We start from the raw sequence: 19382 nt of genomic DNA on the forward strand, positions 1-19382 counted from the left end.
CGGGCGAGTTGCCCGGGGGCCGCTTACTCCTGCTTCTTGCGCCGCGTCCCGAACACGATCTCGTCCCAGCTCGGCACGGCGGCCCGGCGGCCCGGACGGACGCCGTCCGCCTCGGCCTGCCGGTCGGTGGCGCCGACGAGACGGTCGCGGTGGCTGCCCACGGAACGCGGCATGAGGACGTCCGCGTAGGCGGAACCGGCGGAGGCGGCCGGCGCCGGGGGTTCCTCGGCGACGGGCTCCTGCTCGTCGGGCTCCTCCGTGGCGGGTTCCGCCGGGCGCTCCGGGACGACCATGTCGCCACGGAAGCTCGGCACCGCCTCCAACAGGCTGGTCAGCGAGTCCCGTTCGCGCTCGCCGGTGGTCTCCTCGGCCGGCTCCGACGGCTGGGCCGGCAGGCTCGGCCGGTCGAGGGCGCGGTCCAGCGGCCGGTCGCGCGGCAGCCGGGCGATACGCGGGACGAACGGAAAGCTGGGCTCCGGAGCGGCCAGGTCGTCGGACTCGCCGATCAGCGAACGCGCCTCGTCGTCGACGGCCTGGACGAGCCGCCGGGGCGGGTCGTACGTCCAGCTCGCCGAGTGCGGTTCGCCCGCGACCCGGTAGACCAGCAGGACCTCCCAGGTGCCGTCGTCGCGGCGCCAGGAGTCCCACTGGACGGTGTCCTTCTCGGCGCCGCGCAGCAACAGCCGTTCCTGGACCGCCTCGCCGAGCTGGGGCCCGGCGTTCTCACCGGGCCGACGGACCGGAGTCTTCCGGGCCCGCTCGGCCATGAAGGCACGCTCGGCCAGCACGGGGCCTTCGAAGCGGCGCACACGGTCGACAGGGATGCCGGCCATCTGCGCGACTTCTTCCGCGGTCGCACCGGCACGTATACGCGCCTGGATGTCGCGGGGGCGGAGATGGCTCTCCACCTCGATCTCGATCTGGCCGAGGCGGGGACGGTCGCCGCGTACGGCGGCGCGCAGACGCTCGTCGATCGGAAGCGTGTACTCCGTGCTGTCCGCAGCCTTCAGCACCAGCCGTGTGCCGTCATTCGAGACGGCCACGACACGCAGTTCGGGCATGGGGACCTCCCGGGTGGTGCCTGCCGACGTCACGTGCGTCGCTGCTTCCGCTAGTCGAGTGTGGCCTGCCCGGGTGCAGCCTGCCACAACCTTGCCGAGTTGCCCGGCGTGTCGGGCACAGGCCCTGCGCCGCCGTTATGGCACGGTTACCCATTCGCCACGCTGAGTGACCAACGCCGTCACCCTGTGCAACTAGCCCCCTCCAGGCGGTCCAGCGAGGCCCCGGACATCCTGGCGGGAGACCGGGCCCAGGGCTCGCAACAGTACTCCATTTGGGCCACGTGCGTGGATTGGCACGCCAGCCAACTTCTCGCGAGAAGTGGGACTTGACCCTCCGTGGCGGCCTTTTCGCGATCTTGGGCGCGGCACATTTCACGCAATCTCCCGAAACGGAGGCGACTGTTTCGCTCTCGTGCCCCCGCCGGCTCCGACGGAGCCCGCTACGGCCCCAGAACCCTCCGCAAGTAGTCGTTCTGGAACCGACGGTCGGGATCCAGCCGGTCCCGCAAGGCCGTGAACTCGGCGAAGCGCGGATACACACCGGCGAAGTACTCGGCGTCCCGCGTGTGCACCTTGCCCCAGTGCGGCCGGCCCTCGTGGGCGGTGAAGATGGGCTCGGCGGCGGTGAAGTACCTCTGGTACGGCGTGCCCTTGACCATGTGGACGGCGATGTACGCGCTGTCGCGGCCGGAGGCGGTGGACAGGGTGATGTCGTCGGCGGGCGCGGTGCGCACCTCCACCGGGAAGCTGATCCTGAGGTCGGAGCGCTCGATCATGGTCTTCAGCTCGCGCAGCGTCTCGGTCACGGCCGCGCGCGGGACGGCGTACTCCATCTCCACGAACCGCACCCGGCGCGGGGACGTGAAGACCTTGTAGGGGATGTCCGTGTAGGTGCGCGCGGACAGGGCCCTGCTGGAGACCTGGGCGATCGTCGGGATCGTGGCGGGCGCCGCCCGGCCCACCCACTGGGCCGCCTGGAAGACGCCGTTGGAGAGGAACTCGTCCTCGATCCAGCCCGCGACCGGGCTCACCGGCTTGCGCGGGCCGGCGCTGCGGTTGTTGCGCTTGGTGTTGGTGCTGCCGGTGTGCGGGAACCAGTAGAACTCGAAGTGCTCGTTCTCGGCCCACAGTTCGTCGAACTCGGCGAGGACCCTGTCGAGGGGCATCGGCTCCTCGCGCGCGGTGAGCAGGAAGATCGGCTCCACGGCGAAAGTGATCGCGGTGACGATGCCGAGGGCGCCCAGGCCGATCCGGGCGGCGGCGAAGAGCGCGCGCTCCTCGTCGGTCCCCTTCTCGGAGCAGGTGAGCACCGAGCCGTCCGCGGTGACGAGTTCGAGCCCCTTGATCTGGGCGGCGATCGAGGCGGACTCGCGGCCGGTGCCGTGCGTGCCGGTGCTGATGGCCCCCGAGACGGTCTGTTCCATGATGTCGCCCATGTTCGTGAGCGACAGCCCCTCGCGCGCGAGGGCCAGGTTGAGTCTCTTGAGCGGTGTGCCGGCCTCGACCGTGACGGTCATGTCGTCGCGATCGATCTTGCGGATGCCGGTCAGGAGCTGAGGGCGGATCAGCACACCGTCCGTGGCGGCGATCGACGTGAAGGAGTGGCCGGTGCCGACCGCCTTCACCTTCAGCCCGTCCTCGGCGGCCCGGCGCACGGCCGCCGCCAACTCGTCGACGGACGCGGGTGTGACCTCACGCGCGGGGCGTGCGGCGACATTGCTGCCCCAGTTACGCCACGTGCCGTTCTTCCCGCTCGCTGTGCTGCTCAACGGTGCCTCCCCGACCCGGCGCCGGTCTGCTCAGCCGGCGGTACCCCAGGAAACCGACCGCGACCGCGACGGCTCCGGACACCGCCGGAACCCCGTACCCGGCCCGCGCCCCGGCCGCGTCGATGACCCAGCCGGCGAGAGAGGAGCCGAGCGCGACCCCGACCGCGAGCCCGGTGCTGATCCAGGTCATGCCCTCGGTCAGATGTGCGCGTGGTACGTGCTCTTCGATGAGGGACATCGTGGTGATCATCGTGGGAGCGATGGCCAGGCCCGCAAAGAACAGCGCCACGGCCAGAAACGGCAAGTTTCCGACCAGTAGGAGGGGGATCATACTCACGGCCATCATGAACACGCCCAGCAGCCAGCGCCGCTCCGGCGCCCCCTTGAGGCGCAGCAGGCCGAACACGAGCCCGGCCGCGCACGAACCGGTCGCGTAGATCGCGAGGACGAGGCTGGCGGCGCCCTTGTGGCCCTGCTCGTCGGCGAAGGCGACCGTGACCACGTCGACCGCCCCGAAGATCGCTCCGGTCGCCACGAAGGTGGCCACCAGGACCTGCAGTCCGGGCGAGCGCAGTGCCGATCCGCCGCCGCGCTGCCCGCGCGGGTGCGGCTTCGGCTCGGTGGCCCGCTGGGCGGTCAGCCAGAAGACCCCGACGGCGAGGAAGCAGGCCGCCAGCAGTGGTCCCGCCTCCGGGAACCAGACGGTGGACAGGCCGATGGAGATGATCGGCCCGAAGATGAAGCACACCTCGTCCACCACGGACTCGAACGAGTACGCCGTGTGCAGTTGGGGGGTGTCCCGGTACAGGGCCGCCCAGCGGGCCCGGATCATCGCGCCCAGGCTCGGCACGGACCCGATGCCCGCGGCGCACACGAACAACACCCAGTCCGGCCACTCGAAGTGCGCGGCCAGCAGCAGCCCGGCCGACGCGGCGAGCGCGACCACCGTCGCCGGACGCAGCACCCGGCGCTGCCCGTGCAGGTCCACCAGCCGCGAGATCTGCGGCCCGAAGACCGCGGCCGCCAGCGCGATGGTCGCCGACAGCGCGCCAGCGAGCCCATAACGCCCGGTGAGCTGGGAGATCATCGTGACCACGCCGATGCCCATCATCGACAGCGGCATCCTGCCGAGGAACCCCGCGGCGGAGAAGGCCTTGGAGCCGGGGGCGGCGAACAGGGCGCGATACGGGCTGGGCACGGCGGTCTCCGGTGGTCCGGTCACGCGCGGTAAGGCGTGAATACAGCTCGTACAGCTTACGAGTTAGGTAACCCTAACGTATGGGCGGCGCTCCCGGGCCGCACGGGTGGCACGTCCCCGTCCGTCACCCCGCCGTTTCCCGGCTGTCAGAGGCGGGTGGCAGGATCGACCCATGCGAGACGCGCTCGATGCAACCCCCTACGACGCCCTGCTCCTGCTCTCCTTCGGCGGCCCGGAGGGCCCTCAGGACGTGATTCCGTTCCTGGAGAACGTGACGCGCGGGCGAGGCATCCCCAAGGAACGCCTCAAGGAAGTCGGTCAGCACTACTTCCTGTTCGGCGGGGTCAGCCCCATCAACGACCAGAACCGCGCCCTGCTGGACGCCCTGCGCAAGGACTTCGCCGACCACGGCCTGGACCTGCCGATCTACTGGGGCAACCGCAACTGGTCCCCATACCTCACGGACACCCTGCGCGAGATGGCCGCCGACGGCCGCCGCCGCATCCTCGTCCTCGCCACCAGCGCCTACGCCTCCTACTCGGGCTGCCGCCAGTACCGTGAGAACCTCGCCGACTCGCTGGCCGCGCTGGAGGCCGAGGGCCTCCAGCCGCCGAGGGTCGACAAGCTGCGGCACTACTTCAACCACCCGGGCTTCCTGGAGCCCATGATCGACGGCGTCGTGGCGTCCCTCGCCGACCTGCCCGACGACGTCCGTGCGGGCGCCCACCTCGCCTTCACCACCCACTCGATCCCGACGGCCTCGGCCGACACCTCCGGCCCGGTCGAGGACCACGGCGACGGTGGCGCGTACGTGGCGCAGCACCTGGACGTCGCACAGCTGATCGCCGACGCCGTCCGCGAGCGCACCGGTGTGGACCACCCCTGGCAGCTCGTCTACCAGTCGCGCTCCGGCGCCCCGCACATCCCGTGGCTGGAGCCCGACATCTGCGACCACCTGGAGGAGCGGCACGCGGCCGGCGCCCCCGCGGTCGTGATGGCCCCCATCGGCTTCGTCTCCGACCACATGGAGGTCCTCTACGACCTCGACACCGAGGCGAAGGCCAAGGCGCAGGACCTCGGCCTGCCGGTACGCCGCTCGGCCACCGTGGGCGCCGACCCGCGCTTCGCTGCCGCGATCCGCGAGCTCGTCCTGGAGCGCGCCGGACAGGAGAACGGCCGGGAGATCACCCCGTGCGCCCTGGGGGCGCTCGGCGCGAGCCACAACGTGTGCCCGGTCGGCTGCTGCCCCGCCCGCGCCCCCAAGCCCGCCGCCGCGGGCGCCGACAGCCCCTACGCGTGAGGAGCGGCGTGACCGACCCCCTGCACACCGAACTGCTGGAGCTCGCCCAGGACGCCGCCCGCCGGGCCGGTGAGCTGCTGCGGGACGGCCGCCCGGCCGACCTCGCGGTCGCCGCCACCAAGTCGAGCCCGATCGACGTGGTCACCGAGATGGACATCGCCGCCGAGAAGCTCATCACCGGCTTCATCTCCGAGCACCGCCCCGACGACGGCTTCCTCGGCGAGGAGGGCGCCTCCAGCGAGGGCAGCAGTGGCATCCGCTGGGTGATCGACCCGCTGGACGGCACGGTCAACTACCTCTACGGGCTGCCCACCTGGGCCGTCTCCATCGCCGCCGAGCAAGGCGGCGAGACGGTCGTGGGAGTCGTCGAGATCCCGATGCGCGGCGAGACGTACCACGCCGTGCGCGGCGCAGGGGCCCGCGGGAAGGGCGCCTGGGAGGGCGAGCGCGTGCTGTCCTGCCGTCCGACGGCGCCGCTGGACCAGGCCCTGGTCTCCACCGGCTTCAACTACGTCACCGAGGTCCGCGCCCACCAGGCCGACGTCGCGCAGCGGCTCATCCCGCTGCTGCGGGACATCCGGCGCGGCGGCTCGGCCGCGGTCGACCTGTGCGACGTGGCCGTCGGCCGCCTCGACGGCTACTACGAGCGCGGGCTGCACCCCTGGGACCTCGCCGCAGGCGACCTGATCGCCCGGGAAGCGGGCGCGCTGACCGGTGGACGGCCCGGAGAGCGCCCGGCACGTGATCTGGCGGTCGCGGCCACGCCCGGCGTCTTCGAGCCCCTCCAGCGGCTTCTGGAGGACTTCGGCGCCTGGCACGACTGAGCCGCGTGACGCGGACACGCGAAGGGGCCCCGGCGCTGGATTCGCCGGGGCCCCTTCGTCGTGCTCGGGAACTGCGCAGAACTGCTCAGACGCTCGTCGCGCCGACCTCCACACCGTGTTCGGCGGCGAGGCGACGCAGGTCGTCGAGTTCGGCCTGCTCCACCTCGGCAAGGAAGTCGTCGCCCTCGTCGCGAGCCCTCGTCAGGTCGGACTCGGTCGCCCTTATGCGCTGCAGAAGTCCTGTGGTGAATGCGTCCATGCTGCGCCCCCTCGTCCTGGGTCGTGGGTCGGTGGCACGGGGGTGTGCCGGTTGGGAAGGGGCGATCACGTCTGCAAGCAGGTGCCCAGCGCTGCCCTGCTGGGCGGCGACGGTGCCGGACACCCACGCCCACTCTGCGGGAAGCGGAACGCGGTGTACCACATGGTGCTGCGGCACATGCAGAGCGTGATCGCGGGGTGTAAAGCCGTCCTCCCCCCGCTCCCCTCCACGGAAACCTCAACCCGACGAGAAAATCTCGCATTCCCGGGCTTCACACCGCTCCTTCATCTGTCACGCACCCGCCTTACCGCCGACTTATGGCCGAAAAGGGCAGGATGGAAGCACACACTCACCAAGGCCCCCGCCCGCGTGCGCTCACGGAGCGCTACGCGGGTGGACAGAGGAAGGACAAGCGACGTGCGCGTACTCGTCGTCGAGGACGAGCAGCTGCTCGCCGATGCGGTGGCCACCGGACTGCGCCGGGAGGCCATGGCCGTCGACGTCGTGTACGACGGTGCGGCCGCCCTGGAGCGCATCGGCGTCAACGACTACGACGTGGTCGTCCTCGACCGCGACCTCCCCCTCGTGCACGGCGACGACGTCTGCCGCAAGATCGTCGAGCTCGGCATGCCCACGCGCGTGCTGATGCTCACGGCGTCCGGCGACGTCAGCGACCGCGTCGAGGGCCTGGAGATCGGCGCCGACGACTACCTCCCCAAGCCCTTCGCCTTCAGCGAGCTGATCGCACGCGTGCGTGCCCTCGGCCGGCGCACCAGCGTGCCGCTGCCGCCGGTCCTGGAGCGCGCCGGCATCAAGCTCGACCCCAACCGCCGCGAGGTCTTCCGTGACGGCAAGGAGGTCCAGCTCGCGCCCAAGGAGTTCGCCGTCCTGGAGGTCCTGATGCGCAGCGAGGGAGCGGTGGTCTCCGCGGAGCAGCTCCTCGAGAAGGCCTGGGACGAGAACACCGATCCGTTCACCAACGTCGTGCGGGTGACCGTCATGACGCTGCGCCGCAAACTGGGCGAACCTCCGGTGATCGTCACCGTCCCCGGTTCCGGCTACCGGATCTGATCCGCCGTGGCATCGACGCCCGCGCCGCCCCAGGCGCCCCCGAAGCCCACCTGGGACCCCAGGAGGCCGCAGGCCGCCCTGCCCTGGCTGCGCCCCACCATCCGCATACGCCTCACGCTGCTGTACGGCGGCATGTTCCTGATCGCCGGCATCCTGCTGCTGTCGATCATCTATCTGCTCGCGGCGAACGCGCTGAACGTGGGCAGCGACCTGCCCTTCAAGATCCTCTCGGGCCAGGTCGGCAGCGACACCTGCAACTTCCCGGTCCAGCCGACCGCCACCGAGCTCAACCACGCCATGAACGAGTGCGTGAACGAGCAGCGCCAGCACGCCCTCGACAACCTCCTCAGCCGCTCCCTGCTCGCCCTTCTCGGCCTGGCGATCATCGCCTTCGCCTTCGGCTACGCCATGGCCGGACGCGTTCTTTCCCCGCTGGGGCGGATCACCCGCACGGCGCGCGCGGTGGCGGGCTCGGACCTGTCCCGCCGGATCGAGCTGGACGGCCCGGACGACGAGCTGAAGGAGCTCGCCGACACCTTCGACGACATGCTGGAGCGCCTGCAGCGGGCCTTCACGGCCCAGCAGCGCTTCGTCGGCAACGCCTCGCACGAGCTGAGAACACCGCTGGCGATCAACCGCACCCTGCTCGAAGTGCACCTCTCCGACCCGGGCGCCCCGGTGGAGCTGCAACAGCTCGGCAAGACGCTGCTGGCCACCAACGAGCGCAGCGAGCAGCTCGTCGAGGGCCTGCTGCTGCTCGCCCGCAGCGACAACCAGATCGTCGAGCGCAAGCCGGTGGACCTTGCGGAGGTCGCCGAGCAGGCCATCGACCAGGTCCACGGTGAGGCGGCGGCCAAGGGCGTGGTGATCCGGGGCGAGCAGAAACCCGCGGTCGTCCAGGGCAACGGAGTCCTGCTGGAGCGGATCGCCCTGAACCTCGTACAGAACGCCGTACGGTACAACGTGCCCGAGGGCGGCTGGGTCGAGGTGTTCACCGAGATCCAGCACGGCCAGGCGGTCCTGGTGGTGTCGAACACCGGGCCGGTCGTGCCGGCGTACGAGATCGACAACCTGTTCGAGCCCTTCCGTCGGCTGCGTACGGAGCGGACGGGCAGCGACAAGGGCGTCGGGCTCGGCCTGTCCATCGTGCGGTCCGTGGCCCGCGCGCACGGCGGTCATATCGCGGCCCAGCCGCGCGAGGGGGGTGGGCTGGTGATGCGAGTTACCTTGCCTGTCTGAGACCATGTCGCCGACACACGCGGGGATGTTCGCTTTGCGCGGAATTTTCTGGGTCTCGACCCGGCCTGGCCGTGTGTGATCGATCACAAGGGCGAATTTCCGGCCATCTACTCTCCGTGATCATGAATGCTGTCGTAAGGCCCGGAAAATCCGGGTTTTCGGGGGTCCTGATCACGGGAAGTACACGGTGAGACGCCTTTGAAGTGCGGCAATCGGACCGTGTACGGTCCCGATCGCCATCCATGCCGATCACTCGTGAGGAGTTCGGTTGGGTGTCGATTGAGTAACAGACCTTGATGTGAGGCAAAATCTCCGCCTCGAGGCGGGCACAAGTCCGGCCTCTCACGCGTTACGTGCGCTGGAGACACCGCAGACACCCAGAGGGGGAGAGGCGAAATGGCTACCGATTACGACACCCCACGCAAGACCGACGACGACGTCGATTCCGACAGCCTTGAAGAGCTCAAGGCACGGAGGAACGACAAGTCCGCCTCGGCAGTGGACGTTGATGAGTTCGAGGCCGCGGAGGGCCTTGAACTGCCCGGCGCAGACCTCTCGAACGAGGAGCTGGCTGTCCGGGTGCTGCCGAAGCAGCAGGACGAGTTCACCTGCATGAGCTGCTTCCTGGTGCACCACCGCAGCCAGCTGGCCCGGGAGAAGAACGGCCAGCCGATCTGCCGCGACTGCGACTGAGGCGGGGTCGGCCGTGACTGGCTCGACCCCTCCTCGGAAGCGCCGCTTCCCCCTGCGGGGAACGGACAAAGGGCCCTCCCGGGGCCCTCACGGCGTGCGTGACGACGAGCGAGGCTCATCCGGCAAGGGAGCGGTCCCTGCAGGATCGGCCTCGCTCGAACCCGCGGCTGACCGGAGTGACCTCCCGGCGCCGACACCGAGCGCCGCCCCCGCCTCCGGGACGGGGGTCCCCCCGCTCGAGCGCAGTCGAGAGTGGGGGAGGGCGGCGGTCATCCGGGCGAAGGCCACAGAGCTGGCCCGAGAAGGCGTCCGCAAGGGCGGGAGCCGCGCCAGGGCGGGGCTGGCGCACCTCGCCGACCGGATCATCGAGATCGCCCCGAGGATCCCCGTACGGGACCTCCGGACGCTCCGCAGACAGTTCCCGGGCCTTGGGCCCGAGCAGCTCGCGGACAAGCTCGTGGCGGGCGCGGCGAACGCCACGTCCACCGTCGGGGCGGGCATCGGGGCGGCGGCCATGCTCCCCGTACCGCCCGCGATGCCGACCGAACTGGCCGCGGAGATCACCGGGGTCGCCGCGATCGAGCTCAAGCTGATCGCCGAACTCCATGAGGTCTACGGCGTGCGGCCGGCGGGCAACCTGAAGGACCGCAGTACCGCGTATCTGCGCTCGTGGTCGGGCGAACGCGGGGTCGACGTCCTCAAGCCGTCCTCGATCGACTCGGCGTTGGGCGGCCGGATGAAGCGCGAGCTGCGTCAGCAGATCATGAAGCGCATGGTCCGGGACCTGCCGAACCTCATGCCCTTCATGGTGGGCGCCGCCGTCGGCGCGGTCATGAACCGGCGCGACACCAGGAAACTGGCCGCGAAGGTCCGGGCCGACCTGCGCAGGATGCAGGTGCCGTGGGACTCGTTGCCGGAACTGCCGCCGCTGGAGAAACCCGCCGATCCACTGGCCATGGGCGAGATCTCCGCGAATCCGCTGAGCCTCCAGGGACTCGAAAACCCCGAGAAATCCGAGAGCCCCAAGAACCCTGAGAACCCCCAGAAGTCCGAGAACCCCGAGAAGTCCGAAAATCCTGGGGATCTCGGGCGCTGAGTCTGTCGAGGTCGTCGGCTACGCCGCCGCCTCCCGCGCCGCCTTGAGAGCCTGGGCCAGGCGGTCCGGCTCCCGCGTCGACAGGTACAGGTACGGCGTGGGGTCGTCCGGGTCGGTGACCTCCACCCGCAGCGCCGTGGGGATGTACGCGCGCAGCAGCAGGAAGGCCCGGGTGTCGGCCTTGAACGTGCGCCAGGCGCGCGCCTCCTCCGCGTCCAGGATCTCCGCCTCGCCCAGGGCCGTGACCGGGATCTTCGCCTCACCCGCGATCAGGGAGTCGCCCACCACACGGATGCGCAGGGATCCGTAGGAACTGGCCATGACGGCCGCCACGGCGGTGCCGCCGACCAGACCGCCGAGCAACGGCAGGGTGCCGAAGGGGAGCAGGATCAGGGCGAAGGAGACGCCCACGAGGAACGAGATGAACCACCACGAGCGGGGGGCGGTGAGTCGTTCGTCGTAGGGGGTGGTGGGGAGCTGCATGGAGCCAAGCTTGGCACGGTGTCCGGATTCCACGGACGCGCGGGTAAGGTCTGCGGCTGTGAGTGGTACTTCCGCAGCTCTCGAGCCTCCGGCCGATGCCGTGAAACCCGTCCGGCACCCCGATGCTCCCGTGCCCGGCGAGCTTCTCGGCGCCCACTACGAACACTGTTTCGGATGCGGCGGCGAGCAGGCCCACGGGCTGCACCTGGAGGCGCGGGCCGGCGAGGGAGTGACCGTCACCGCCGAGTTCACCGTGCGATCCGCCCACCAGGGCGCGCCGGGCCTCGCCCACGGCGGGATCCTGGCCTCGGCCCTCGACGAGACGCTCGGCTCGCTCAACTGGCTGCTGCGGACCATCGCCGTGACCGGACGGCTGGACACCGAGTTCGTACGGCCCGTGCCCGTGGGCGTCACGCTGCACCTGGCGGCCGAGGTGAGGGCCGTGGCCGGGCGCAAGATCTACTCGACCGCCACCGGCCGGATCGGCGGCCCCGACGGGCCTGTCGCCGTCCGCGCCGACGCGCTCTTCGTGGAGGTCGCGGTCGAGCACTTCGTGAACCACGGCCGCCAGGAGGAGATCCGGGCCGCCATGAGCGACCCGGACCAGGTCCGGCGCGCCCGTGCCTTCGAGGTGAACCCGTGAGCCGCGAGACCCTGAACGTCCTGATCCGGCGCGTCGACCCCGACGTACCGCTTCCGACGTACGAGCATCCGGGGGACGCGGGCGCCGATCTGCGCACCACCCAGAGCCGTGAACTGGCGCCGGGGGAGCGGGCCGTGCTGCCCACGGGGGTTTCCATCGCCCTGCCCGAGGGGTACGCGGCGTTCGTGCACCCGCGGTCGGGGCTCGCCGCCCGGTGCGGTGTCGCCCTCGTGAATGCCCCGGGGACGGTTGATGCCGGGTACCGTGGGGAGATCAAGGTGATCGTGGTGAATCTCGACCCGCGCGAGAGCGTGCGGTTCGAGCGCTTCGACCGGATTGCCCAACTGGTCGTCCAGCAGGTCGAGAGGGTCCGCTTCCAGGAGGTCGCGGAGCTTCCCGAATCGGCACGGGCCGCAGGGGGCTTCGGGTCCACCGGCGGGCATGCCGCTGTGGGCGGCGCAGGCGGTACAAGCGGTCAGGCCGCCGAAGGCGGCGCGACGGGTGGGAATCGATACGCTTCGGTCGTATCCGACCGGGAAGGACAGTGACGTGTTCGGACGTCGCAAGAAGAAGGGTGCCGCCGAGGACGCGGCCGGCGAGGCCGAGCAGGTCGTCGACAGTGTCGACACTGAGGCGGACGACGTAGAGGGCGAGCGCGAGCGTGTGCGGCTCGAGCCCGAACCGCGGCCCGACGGGCCCTGGGACGACTCCGAGGTGCGCGACCCGGCCGAGGGCCGTGTGGACCTCGGCGGGATCTTCGTGCCGGGGGTCGACGGCATGGAGCTGCGGGTCGAGGTCGCCGGTGACGCGATCGTCGCGGCGACCGTCGTGCTGCGCGACAGCGCCATCCAGCTCCAGGCCTTCGCCGCTCCCAAGCGCGAGGGCATCTGGGGCGAGGTGCGCGAGGAGATCGGCTCCGGCATCACCCAGCAGGGCGGCATCATCGACGAGGTCGAGGGCCCGCTGGGCTGGGAGCTGCGGGCTCAGGTGCCGGTGCAGCTGCCGGACGGGACAGGCGGCTTCCATGTCGTGCGCTTCGTCGGCGTGGACGGCCCCCGCTGGTTCCTGCGTGGCGTGATCTCGGGCCAGGGCGCGGTGCAGCCGCAGGCGGCCGGGCTGCTCGAGCAGATCTTCCGGGACACGGTCGTGGTCCGCGGCGAGGGCCCGATGGCGCCGCGCGACCCGATCGTCCTGAAACTGCCGAACGACGCGCAGATGGTGCCCGAAGGCATCCAGCAGCAGGAGGAGGGCTCCCGCTTCTCCGGCGGCATGGGCCAGTTGCAGCGCGGACCGGAGATCACTGAGGTCCGCTAGAGGCACGACAGAACGTACGGCTGAAAGGGCCGCATCCCGTCCAGGGGTGCGGCCCTTCGGCGTGCCGCACAACCGACGCGGCAGCGCGATGGCGAACACGCAGACGCCGACCCACGGGGACAACCCGGCGTGAACCGATTCGGGGGGCTCATCCGATGAAGGGTTGAGGGGCGCCGGTGTTCGTCTTCACCGCGTCAGGGTTGCGTCAAAGGCGTCCCTCGCGGTTCAGCTCGTCCCTTATGTCAGAACTGTTGGCCGTAAGGTCGACGCTGCGTACGCAGCAGTTACTGGAAGACAATGAGGCCATGGCACGCGGCAAGCTTCGGATCTATCTCGGTGCGGCACCGGGCGTGGGCAAGACATACGCGATGCTGTCCGAGGCGCACCGGCGGGTGGAGCGCGGCACGGACTGCGTGGTGGCGTTCGTGGAGCACCACGGGCGTCGGCGCACCGAGGTGATGCTGCACGGACTGGAGCAGGTCACGCGCCGCGAGCTGGAGTACCGCGGCGGCGTCTTCACCGAGATGGACGTGGACGCGGTTCTGGCCCGCCACCCACAGGTCGCCCTGGTGGACGAACTCGCCCACACCAACATCCCGGGCTCGCGCAACGCCAAGCGCTGGCAGGACGTGGAGGAACTGCTCGCCGCCGGCGTCGACGTGGTCTCGACGGTGAACATCCAGCACCTGGAATCCCTCGGCGACGTCGTGGAGTCGATCACGGGGGTACGGCAGCAGGAGACCGTGCCCGACGAGTTCGTCCGGCGTGCCGACCAGGTCGAGCTGGTGGACATGTCACCCCAGGCACTGCGCCGGCGGATGGCGCACGGCAACATCTACACACCGGACAAGGTCGACGCCGCCCTGTCCAACTACTTCCGGCCCGGAAACCTCACCGCGCTGCGGGAGCTGGCCCTGCTCTGGGTGGCCGACCGGGTCGACGCGTACCTGAAGCAGTACCGCAGCGAGCACCAGGTGTCGGCGATCTGGGGTTCGCGCGAGCGGATCGTGGTCGGGCTGACCGGCGGCCCGGAGGGACGCACCCTGATCCGGCGGGCGGCGCGACTGGCGGAGAAGGGCGCCGGCGGCGAGGTGCTGGCCGTGTACATCGCGCGCAGCGACGGTCTGACGTCGGCCTCGCCCAAGGAGCTGGCGGTCCAGCGCACCCTCGTGGAGGACCTGGGCGGCACCTTCCACCACGTGGTCGGTGACGACATACCGGCCGCGCTGCTCGACTTCGCCCGCGGGGTCAACGCCACGCAGATCGTGCTCGGCTCCTCGCGCCGCAAGGCGTGGCAGTACGTCTTCGGACCCGGGGTCGGCGCGACGGTCGCCCGCGAGTCGGGGTCCGACCTCGACGTGCACATCGTCACCCACGACGAGGTCGCCAAGGGACGCGGGCTGCCGGTGGCCCGGGGCGCCCGGCTCGGGCGGTCCCGGATCATCTGGGGCTGGCTGGTCGGGGTGGCGGGTCCGGCGCTGCTGGCGCTGTTGCTGAACACCGTCCACCTCGGCCTCGCCAACGACATGCTGCTGTTCCTGGCGGTGACGGTGGCGGCGGCGCTGCTCGGCGGGCTGCTGCCCGCGCTGGCCTCGGCGGCCGTGGGCTCGCTCCTGCTGAACTACTTCTACACACCGCCCCTGCACAGATGGACGATCGCCGACCCGAAGAACATCGTCGCCATCGTGATATTCGTCGGGGTGGGGGTGTCGGTGGCGTCGGTGGTGGACCTGGCCGCCCGGCGTACGCACCAGGCGGCCCGACTGCGGGCCGAGTCGGAGATCCTGTCCTACCTGGCGGGCAACGTGCTGCGGGGCGAGACCAGCCTTGAGGCGCTGCTGGAACGGGTGCGGGAGACCTTCGGGATGGAGTCGGCGGCGCTGCTGGAGCGGGCGGACGGCATAGCGCCGTGGACCCGTGCGGGCCATGTCGGATTCGGGCGCCCGGTCGCGCGGCCCGAGGACGCCGACGTGGACGTGCCGGTCGGCGACCACCTGGCGCTGGCCCTCACCGGGCGGGTGCTGCCCGCGGAGGACCGGCGGGTGCTGGCAGCGTTCGCCGCGCAGGCGGTCGTGGTGCTGGACCGGCGGCGCCTTCAGGAGGAGGCCGACCAGGCTCGCGCGCTGGCCGAGGGCAACCGCATCCGCACGGCCCTGCTGGCCGCCGTCAGCCACGACCTGCGCACGCCGCTGGCCGGGATCAAGGCCGCGGTGTCGAGCCTGAGGTCCGACGACGTGGCCTGGTCCGAGGAGGACCGGGCGGAGCTGCTGGAGGGCATCGAGGAGGGCGCCGACCGCCTCGACCACCTGGTGGGCAACCTGCTGGACATGTCCCGCCTCCAGACCGGTACGGTCACGCCGATCATCCGGGAGATCGACCTCGACGAGGTGGTGCCGATGGCGCTCGGCGGGGTCCCGGATCCTCAGGAGAGCGTGGAGCTGGACATCCCGGAGACGCTGCCCATGGTCGCCGTGGACGCCGGGCTGCTGGAGCGGTCGGTCGCCAACCTCGTGGAGAACGCGGTCAAGTACAGTCCGGCCGGCGAGCCCGTGCTGGTCTCGGCGAGCGCGATGTCCGACCGGGTCGAGGTACGGGTCGTGGACCGTGGGCCGGGCGTCCCCGACGAGGCCAAGGAGCGGATATTCGCGCCCTTCCAGCGGTACGGTGACGCCCCGCGCGGAGTCGGCGTGGGCCTCGGCCTGGCGGTCGCGCGCGGCTTCGCCGAGGCCATGGGCGGCACCCTCAACGCCGAGGACACCCCCGGCGGCGGCCTCACCATGGTCCTCACCGTCCGCGCGGCCGGACCCCGCCCCGAGCCGCAGCCCGCACGACCCGCACGACCCGAAAGGCAGGCCTCATGCTGAGCCCGGCAGGGGGGACACCCCAGGCTCCGACGAGGGTGCTCGTGATCGACGACGAGCCGCAGATCGTGCGCGCCCTCGTGATCAACCTCAAGGCCCGCAAGTACGAGGTCGACGCCGCCCACGACGGTGCCACCGCTCTGCGGCTCGCCGCCGCCCGCCACCCGGACGTGATCGTCCTCGACCTGGGGCTGCCCGACATGGACGGCGTCGAGGTGATCAAGGGCCTGCGGGGCTGGACCAGGGTGCCGATCCTGGTGCTGTCCGCCCGGCACTCCTCGGACGAGAAGGTGGAGGCGCTCGACGCCGGCGCCGACGACTACGTCACGAAGCCCTTCGGCATGGACGAGCTGCTGGCCCGGCTGCGGGCCGCCGTCCGCCGGGCCGAACCCGCCGGCGGCGAGGACGAGGTGCTGGTGGAGACCGACGAGTTCACCGTCGATCTGGCCGCGAAGAAGGTCAACCGGGCCGGGAAGGACGTGCGGCTGACGCCCACGGAGTGGCATCTGCTGGAGGTGCTGGTACGCAATTCGGGCCGTCTCGTCAGCCAGAAACAGCTGCTGCAGGAGGTGTGGGGGCCGTCGTACGGGACGGAGACGAACTATCTGCGGGTGTACATGGCGCAACTGAGACGCAAGCTCGAGGCGGACCCCTCGCATCCCAAGCACTTCGTCACGGAACCCGGGATGGGGTACCGGTTCGAGCGCTAGCGGGGAGGGCGGAGCAGCCGGGACGGCCGGTGTGGCGGCGGCTACGGCTCTGTCGGTGCACCCCGGTACGCTTCAGATATGAGTGCTGTTCCTCGTTCCGAAAAGCCGGTGGGCCGGTTCCGGCGCATGCTCGACCGGCTCTCCTCGTCGCAGGAGGACCTGGAGTCCGAGGAGCTGCGCGAGGACGCCGAGACGGCCGGTTGTACACGCATCGGAGACTGTCAGGACCGCCAGATAGTCACCGTTACTGGTACCTTGCGCACGGTCACCCTGCGGCCGCGCGCCGGAGTCCCGGCCCTGGAGGCCGAGCTGTTCGACGGCAGCGCCGCGTTGGACGTGGTGTGGCTGGGCAGGCGTTCCATCGTGGGGATAGAACCGGGGCGCAGGCTCATCGCATCGGGCCGGGTCTCCATGAGCCGGGGCCGCCGGGTGCTGTTCAACCCCAAGTACGAACTGAGACCCCTGGGTAGGGAGTAGCCGGTGACGTCGCTCGACAAGCCGACCGAAGACACGACTGCGGAAGACACCGCCGCGGCCGACGCCCGGGCGGTGACCGAGGCCGCGCTGTTCGAGGCGTTCGGCGGCGTGCGGGGCATGGTCGAGACGGTGGTGCCCGGCCTGCTCTTCGTCACGATCTTCACGATCAACAAGGACCTGCACATGTCCGCGATCGCCGCGCTCGCGGTGTCGCTGGTCCTGGTCGTGGTCCGCCTGGCGATGAAGGACACCGTCAAGCACGCGTTCAGCGGAGTCTTCGGCGTGGCGTTCGGCGTCGTCTTCGCGATGATGACCGGCAACGCCAAGGACTTCTATCTGCCGGGCATGCTCTACACGCTGGGTCTGGCGCTGGCGTACATCGTCACGACACTGTGCGGGGTGCCGCTGATCGGGCTGATCCTCGGGCCGGTCTTCAAGGAGAACCTCTCCTGGCGCACCCGCAACCCCGGCCGCAAGACGGCGTACGCCAAGGCCAGTTGGGCCTGGGGGCTGATCCTGCTCGCCAAGTGCGCGATCCTCTTCCCGCTGTACTGGTGGGCGAACACCGCGCAGCTGGGGTGGGTGCTGGTGGCGCTGAAGATTCCGCCGTTCCTGCTGGCCGTGTGGCTGACGTGGGTCTTCCTCGCGAAGGCGCCCGCGCCGATCGACGTGTTCGCGGAGATGGAGGCGGAGGAGAAGGCCGCTGCCGCGGAGGCGGAGGCTGCCGCCGGGGCCTCGGAGGTTGGTGGGCGGCACCGTCGGGAGGGGTAGTGCCGGCGTTTCGGTGACCGTCCCTGGGGGCTGCCGCCCCCCAGACGCCCGCTTCGGCCCTGAACGGGCCTCGTCCTCAAGCGCCGGACGGGCTGGTAGCAAAGGGCGCCCGGAGATTTCCGGGCGCCCTTTGCCGTCGTCTCAGCCGGACGTCAGCTGCCGGTGTCGTCCTTGCGGACCGACAGCAGGTCCTCCAGCTGTTCCTCTCTCGCCTGGGCGGCGACGAAGAGGAGTTCGTCACCGGGTTCCAGGGAGTCCTCGCGGGACGGGGTCAGGACCCGGGTGCCCCGGATGATGGTGACCAGCGAGGTGTCCTCGGGCCATTCCACGTCGCCGACCTGGGTGCCGGCCAGGGCCGACTCCTCGGGGAGGGTCAGTTCGACGAGGTTGGCGTCGCCGTGGCTGAAGCGGAGCAGCCGGACCAGGTCACCGACGCTCACCGCCTCCTCGACCAGGGCGGACATCAGACGCGGCGTGGAGACGGCGACGTCGACACCCCAGGACTCGTTGAAGAGCCACTCGTTCTTGGGGTTGTTGACGCGGGCCACGACGCGCGGGACGCCGTACTCCGTCTTCGCCAGCAGCGAGACGACCAGGTTGACCTTGTCGTCGCCGGTCGCGGCGATGACGACGTTGCAGCGCTGCAACGCCGCCTCGTCCAGTGACGTGATCTCGCAGGCGTCGGCCAGCAGCCACTCCGCCTGGGGGACGCGCTCGACCGAGATGGCGGTCGGCGCCTTGTCGACGAGCAGGACCTCGTGGCCGTTCTCCAGCAGCTCGCCCGCGATCGAGCGGCCGACGGCCCCGGCTCCGGCAATGGCGACCCTCATCAGTGACCGCCTTCCTTCGGGCCTTCGGCGAACGACGCCTCGACCTTCTCGACCTCGTCGGTGCGCAGCATCACATGCACCAGGTCACCCTCCTGCAACACCGTCTGCGAGGTGGGCAGGATCGCCTCGCCGAGGCGGGTCAGGAACGCCACGCGGACGCCCGTCTCCTCCTGCAGCGTGCTGATCTTGTGTCCGACCCAGGACGGGGCGGCGTGCACCTCGGCGAGCTGGACGCCGCCGGTCGGGTCCCGCCACAGCGGCTCGGCCCCCGAGGGGAGCAGCCGGCGCAGCATCTGGTCGGCCGTCCAGCGGACGGTGGCGACGGTCGGGATGCCCAGGCGCTGGTAGACCTCGGCGCGCCGCGGGTCGTAGATTCGGGCGGCGACGTTCTCGATGCCGAACATCTCGCGGGCGACGCGGGCGGCGATGATGTTGGAGTTGTCACCGCTGGAGACCGCGGCGAACGCGCCGGCCTCCTCGATGCCCGCCTCGCGCAGGGTGTCCTGGTCGAAGCCGACCCCGGTGACACGACGGCCGCCGAAACCGGAGCCCAGTCGTCGGAAGGCGGTGGGGTCCTGGTCGATCACTGCGACCGTGTGCCCCTGTTGCTCCAGGGTCTGGGCGAGAGCGGAACCCACTCTGCCGCAGCCCATGATGACGATGTGCACGACCGTCCTTCCGAGGTCAAGAAGTTCAAGAAGTCAATAAGTTTCTGGTCCGGGCATGGAGCTCGGCCTTGACCAGGGTCTCAGACCGTCGCCCAAGCTACACACGCGCGGTCCT

The 19382-nt window shown here is 70.6% G+C and carries 20 protein-coding genes; 13 read left to right on the forward strand and 7 right to left on the reverse strand.

What is annotated here, in order from left to right:
• Window positions 1-23: 23 nt before the first annotated feature.
• From sepH to ACZ5SK_RS27720, 3 genes are all read right to left on the reverse strand, one after another.
• Window positions 24-1061 carry a septation protein SepH gene (sepH, locus tag ACZ5SK_RS27710; RefSeq protein WP_334576567.1) on the reverse strand — a complete coding sequence of 346 codons (1038 nt, stop codon included), beginning with the start codon at window positions 1059-1061 and terminating at the stop codon, window positions 24-26.
• Window positions 1062-1501: 440 nt separating this feature from the next.
• Entirely contained in the window at window positions 1502-2830 is a 1329-nt protein-coding gene (locus tag ACZ5SK_RS27715) for a D-arabinono-1,4-lactone oxidase (protein ID WP_334576566.1), read from the reverse strand.
• Window positions 2790-4028, reverse strand: coding sequence for an MFS transporter (locus ACZ5SK_RS27720; protein WP_334581139.1), 1239 nt, complete (start codon window positions 4026-4028; stop codon window positions 2790-2792). Before ACZ5SK_RS27720 ends, ACZ5SK_RS27715 begins: the two co-directional genes overlap by 41 nt.
• 172 nt (window positions 4029-4200) lie before the next feature.
• On the opposite strand from ACZ5SK_RS27720, the gene ACZ5SK_RS27725 reads away from it, so the two are divergent.
• Together ACZ5SK_RS27725 and ACZ5SK_RS27730 are read left to right on the forward strand one after the other, a co-directional pair.
• Window positions 4201-5328 (forward strand): ferrochelatase, encoded by a 1128-nt coding sequence (locus ACZ5SK_RS27725; RefSeq protein WP_334576565.1) that lies wholly within the window; start codon window positions 4201-4203, stop codon window positions 5326-5328.
• A gap of 8 nt (window positions 5329-5336) precedes the next feature.
• Window positions 5337-6152 carry an inositol monophosphatase family protein gene (locus ACZ5SK_RS27730; RefSeq protein ID WP_334576563.1) on the forward strand — a complete coding sequence of 272 codons (816 nt, stop codon included), beginning with the start codon at window positions 5337-5339 and terminating at the stop codon, window positions 6150-6152.
• Window positions 6153-6237: 85 nt separating this feature from the next.
• On the opposite strand, the gene ACZ5SK_RS27735 is transcribed toward ACZ5SK_RS27730, so the two are convergent.
• The gene (locus ACZ5SK_RS27735; RefSeq protein WP_173877665.1) at window positions 6238-6411 is read right to left on the reverse strand and encodes a hypothetical protein; all 174 of its coding nucleotides are present in this window, start codon (window positions 6409-6411) and stop codon (window positions 6238-6240) included.
• Between the two features lie 417 nt (window positions 6412-6828).
• Between ACZ5SK_RS27735 and ACZ5SK_RS27740 the strand changes: the two genes are divergently transcribed.
• From ACZ5SK_RS27740 to ACZ5SK_RS27755, 4 genes are all read left to right on the forward strand, one after another.
• On the forward strand, window positions 6829-7482 hold the full coding sequence (locus ACZ5SK_RS27740; protein ID WP_003993508.1) for a response regulator transcription factor: 654 nt from the start codon (window positions 6829-6831) through the stop codon (window positions 7480-7482).
• 6 nt (window positions 7483-7488) lie between these two features.
• Complete coding sequence (locus tag ACZ5SK_RS27745) at window positions 7489-8721, forward strand: sensor histidine kinase (RefSeq protein WP_334576562.1); 1233 nt, start codon at window positions 7489-7491, stop codon at window positions 8719-8721.
• Between the two features lie 396 nt (window positions 8722-9117).
• Entirely contained in the window at window positions 9118-9414 is a 297-nt protein-coding gene (locus ACZ5SK_RS27750; protein WP_003993510.1) for a DUF4193 domain-containing protein, read from the forward strand.
• A gap of 13 nt (window positions 9415-9427) precedes the next feature.
• Entirely contained in the window at window positions 9428-10510 is a 1083-nt protein-coding gene (locus tag ACZ5SK_RS27755) for a hypothetical protein (protein ID WP_334576560.1), read from the forward strand.
• Between the two features lie 18 nt (window positions 10511-10528).
• Here the strand turns inward: ACZ5SK_RS27755 and ACZ5SK_RS27760 are convergent, their stop codons facing one another.
• Window positions 10529-10993: a DUF3093 domain-containing protein gene (locus ACZ5SK_RS27760; RefSeq protein WP_334576559.1), complete on the reverse strand. Its 465-nt coding sequence runs from the start codon at window positions 10991-10993 to the stop codon at window positions 10529-10531.
• A gap of 58 nt (window positions 10994-11051) precedes the next feature.
• Here ACZ5SK_RS27760 and ACZ5SK_RS27765 point away from each other — a divergent pair, with 58 nt between their 5' ends.
• The 7 genes from ACZ5SK_RS27765 (at window position 11052) to ACZ5SK_RS27795 (ending at window position 17769) form a co-directional block, all read left to right on the forward strand.
• A complete protein-coding gene (locus ACZ5SK_RS27765) occupies window positions 11052-11636 on the forward strand; it encodes a PaaI family thioesterase (protein WP_334576558.1) in 585 nt (194 codons plus the stop codon).
• Window positions 11633-12184 carry a dUTP diphosphatase gene (dut, locus tag ACZ5SK_RS27770; RefSeq protein WP_079659016.1) on the forward strand — a complete coding sequence of 184 codons (552 nt, stop codon included), beginning with the start codon at window positions 11633-11635 and terminating at the stop codon, window positions 12182-12184. The genes ACZ5SK_RS27765 and dut overlap by 4 nt, the downstream gene beginning before the upstream one ends.
• A 1-nt stretch (window position 12185) precedes the next feature.
• Window positions 12186-12950: a DUF3710 domain-containing protein gene (locus tag ACZ5SK_RS27775; RefSeq protein WP_079659015.1), complete on the forward strand. Its 765-nt coding sequence runs from the start codon at window positions 12186-12188 to the stop codon at window positions 12948-12950.
• A 305-nt stretch (window positions 12951-13255) separates the two neighbouring features.
• Window positions 13256-15814, forward strand: a complete 2559-nt coding sequence (locus ACZ5SK_RS27780; protein WP_457494432.1) for a DUF4118 domain-containing protein — start codon at window positions 13256-13258, stop codon at window positions 15812-15814.
• Window positions 15808-16521, forward strand: coding sequence for a response regulator (locus ACZ5SK_RS27785; RefSeq protein ID WP_334576554.1), 714 nt, complete (start codon window positions 15808-15810; stop codon window positions 16519-16521). Before ACZ5SK_RS27780 ends, ACZ5SK_RS27785 begins: the two co-directional genes overlap by 7 nt.
• Before the next feature lie 78 nt (window positions 16522-16599).
• Window positions 16600-16998 carry an OB-fold nucleic acid binding domain-containing protein gene (locus ACZ5SK_RS27790; RefSeq protein ID WP_078890401.1) on the forward strand — a complete coding sequence of 133 codons (399 nt, stop codon included), beginning with the start codon at window positions 16600-16602 and terminating at the stop codon, window positions 16996-16998.
• 3 nt (window positions 16999-17001) lie between these two features.
• Entirely contained in the window at window positions 17002-17769 is a 768-nt protein-coding gene (locus ACZ5SK_RS27795; protein WP_334576551.1) for a DUF3159 domain-containing protein, read from the forward strand.
• Between the two features lie 152 nt (window positions 17770-17921).
• Here the strand turns inward: ACZ5SK_RS27795 and ACZ5SK_RS27800 are convergent, their stop codons facing one another.
• The gene (locus tag ACZ5SK_RS27800) at window positions 17922-18599 is read right to left on the reverse strand and encodes a potassium channel family protein (RefSeq protein ID WP_334576549.1); all 678 of its coding nucleotides are present in this window, start codon (window positions 18597-18599) and stop codon (window positions 17922-17924) included.
• The gene (locus ACZ5SK_RS27805) at window positions 18599-19267 is read right to left on the reverse strand and encodes a potassium channel family protein (protein ID WP_334576548.1); all 669 of its coding nucleotides are present in this window, start codon (window positions 19265-19267) and stop codon (window positions 18599-18601) included. The genes ACZ5SK_RS27800 and ACZ5SK_RS27805 overlap by 1 nt, the downstream gene beginning before the upstream one ends.
• Window positions 19268-19382: the final 115 nt, after the last annotated feature.

This window comes from Streptomyces sp. NPDC031474, from assembly GCF_055581185.1.

Excerpts from the sequence above, each read along its gene's own strand:
- ACZ5SK_RS27785 (WP_334576554.1), top strand. The coding sequence starts at position 15,808 with ATGCTGAGCCCGGCAGGGGGGACACCCCAGGCTCCGACGAGGGTGCTC.
- ACZ5SK_RS27750 (WP_003993510.1), top strand. The coding sequence starts at position 9,118 with ATGGCTACCGATTACGACACCCCACGCAAGACCGACGACGACGTCGAT.
- ACZ5SK_RS27790 (WP_078890401.1), top strand. The coding sequence starts at position 16,600 with ATGAGTGCTGTTCCTCGTTCCGAAAAGCCGGTGGGCCGGTTCCGGCGC.
- ACZ5SK_RS27760 (WP_334576559.1), bottom strand. The coding sequence starts at position 10,993 with ATGCAGCTCCCCACCACCCCCTACGACGAACGACTCACCGCCCCCCGC.
- ACZ5SK_RS27735 (WP_173877665.1), bottom strand. The coding sequence starts at position 6,411 with ATGGACGCATTCACCACAGGACTTCTGCAGCGCATAAGGGCGACCGAG.
- ACZ5SK_RS27780 (WP_457494432.1), top strand. The coding sequence starts at position 13,256 with ATGGCACGCGGCAAGCTTCGGATCTATCTCGGTGCGGCACCGGGCGTG.
- ACZ5SK_RS27800 (WP_334576549.1), bottom strand. The coding sequence starts at position 18,599 with ATGAGGGTCGCCATTGCCGGAGCCGGGGCCGTCGGCCGCTCGATCGCG.
- sepH (WP_334576567.1), bottom strand. The coding sequence starts at position 1,061 with ATGCCCGAACTGCGTGTCGTGGCCGTCTCGAATGACGGCACACGGCTG.
- ACZ5SK_RS27725 (WP_334576565.1), top strand. The coding sequence starts at position 4,201 with ATGCGAGACGCGCTCGATGCAACCCCCTACGACGCCCTGCTCCTGCTC.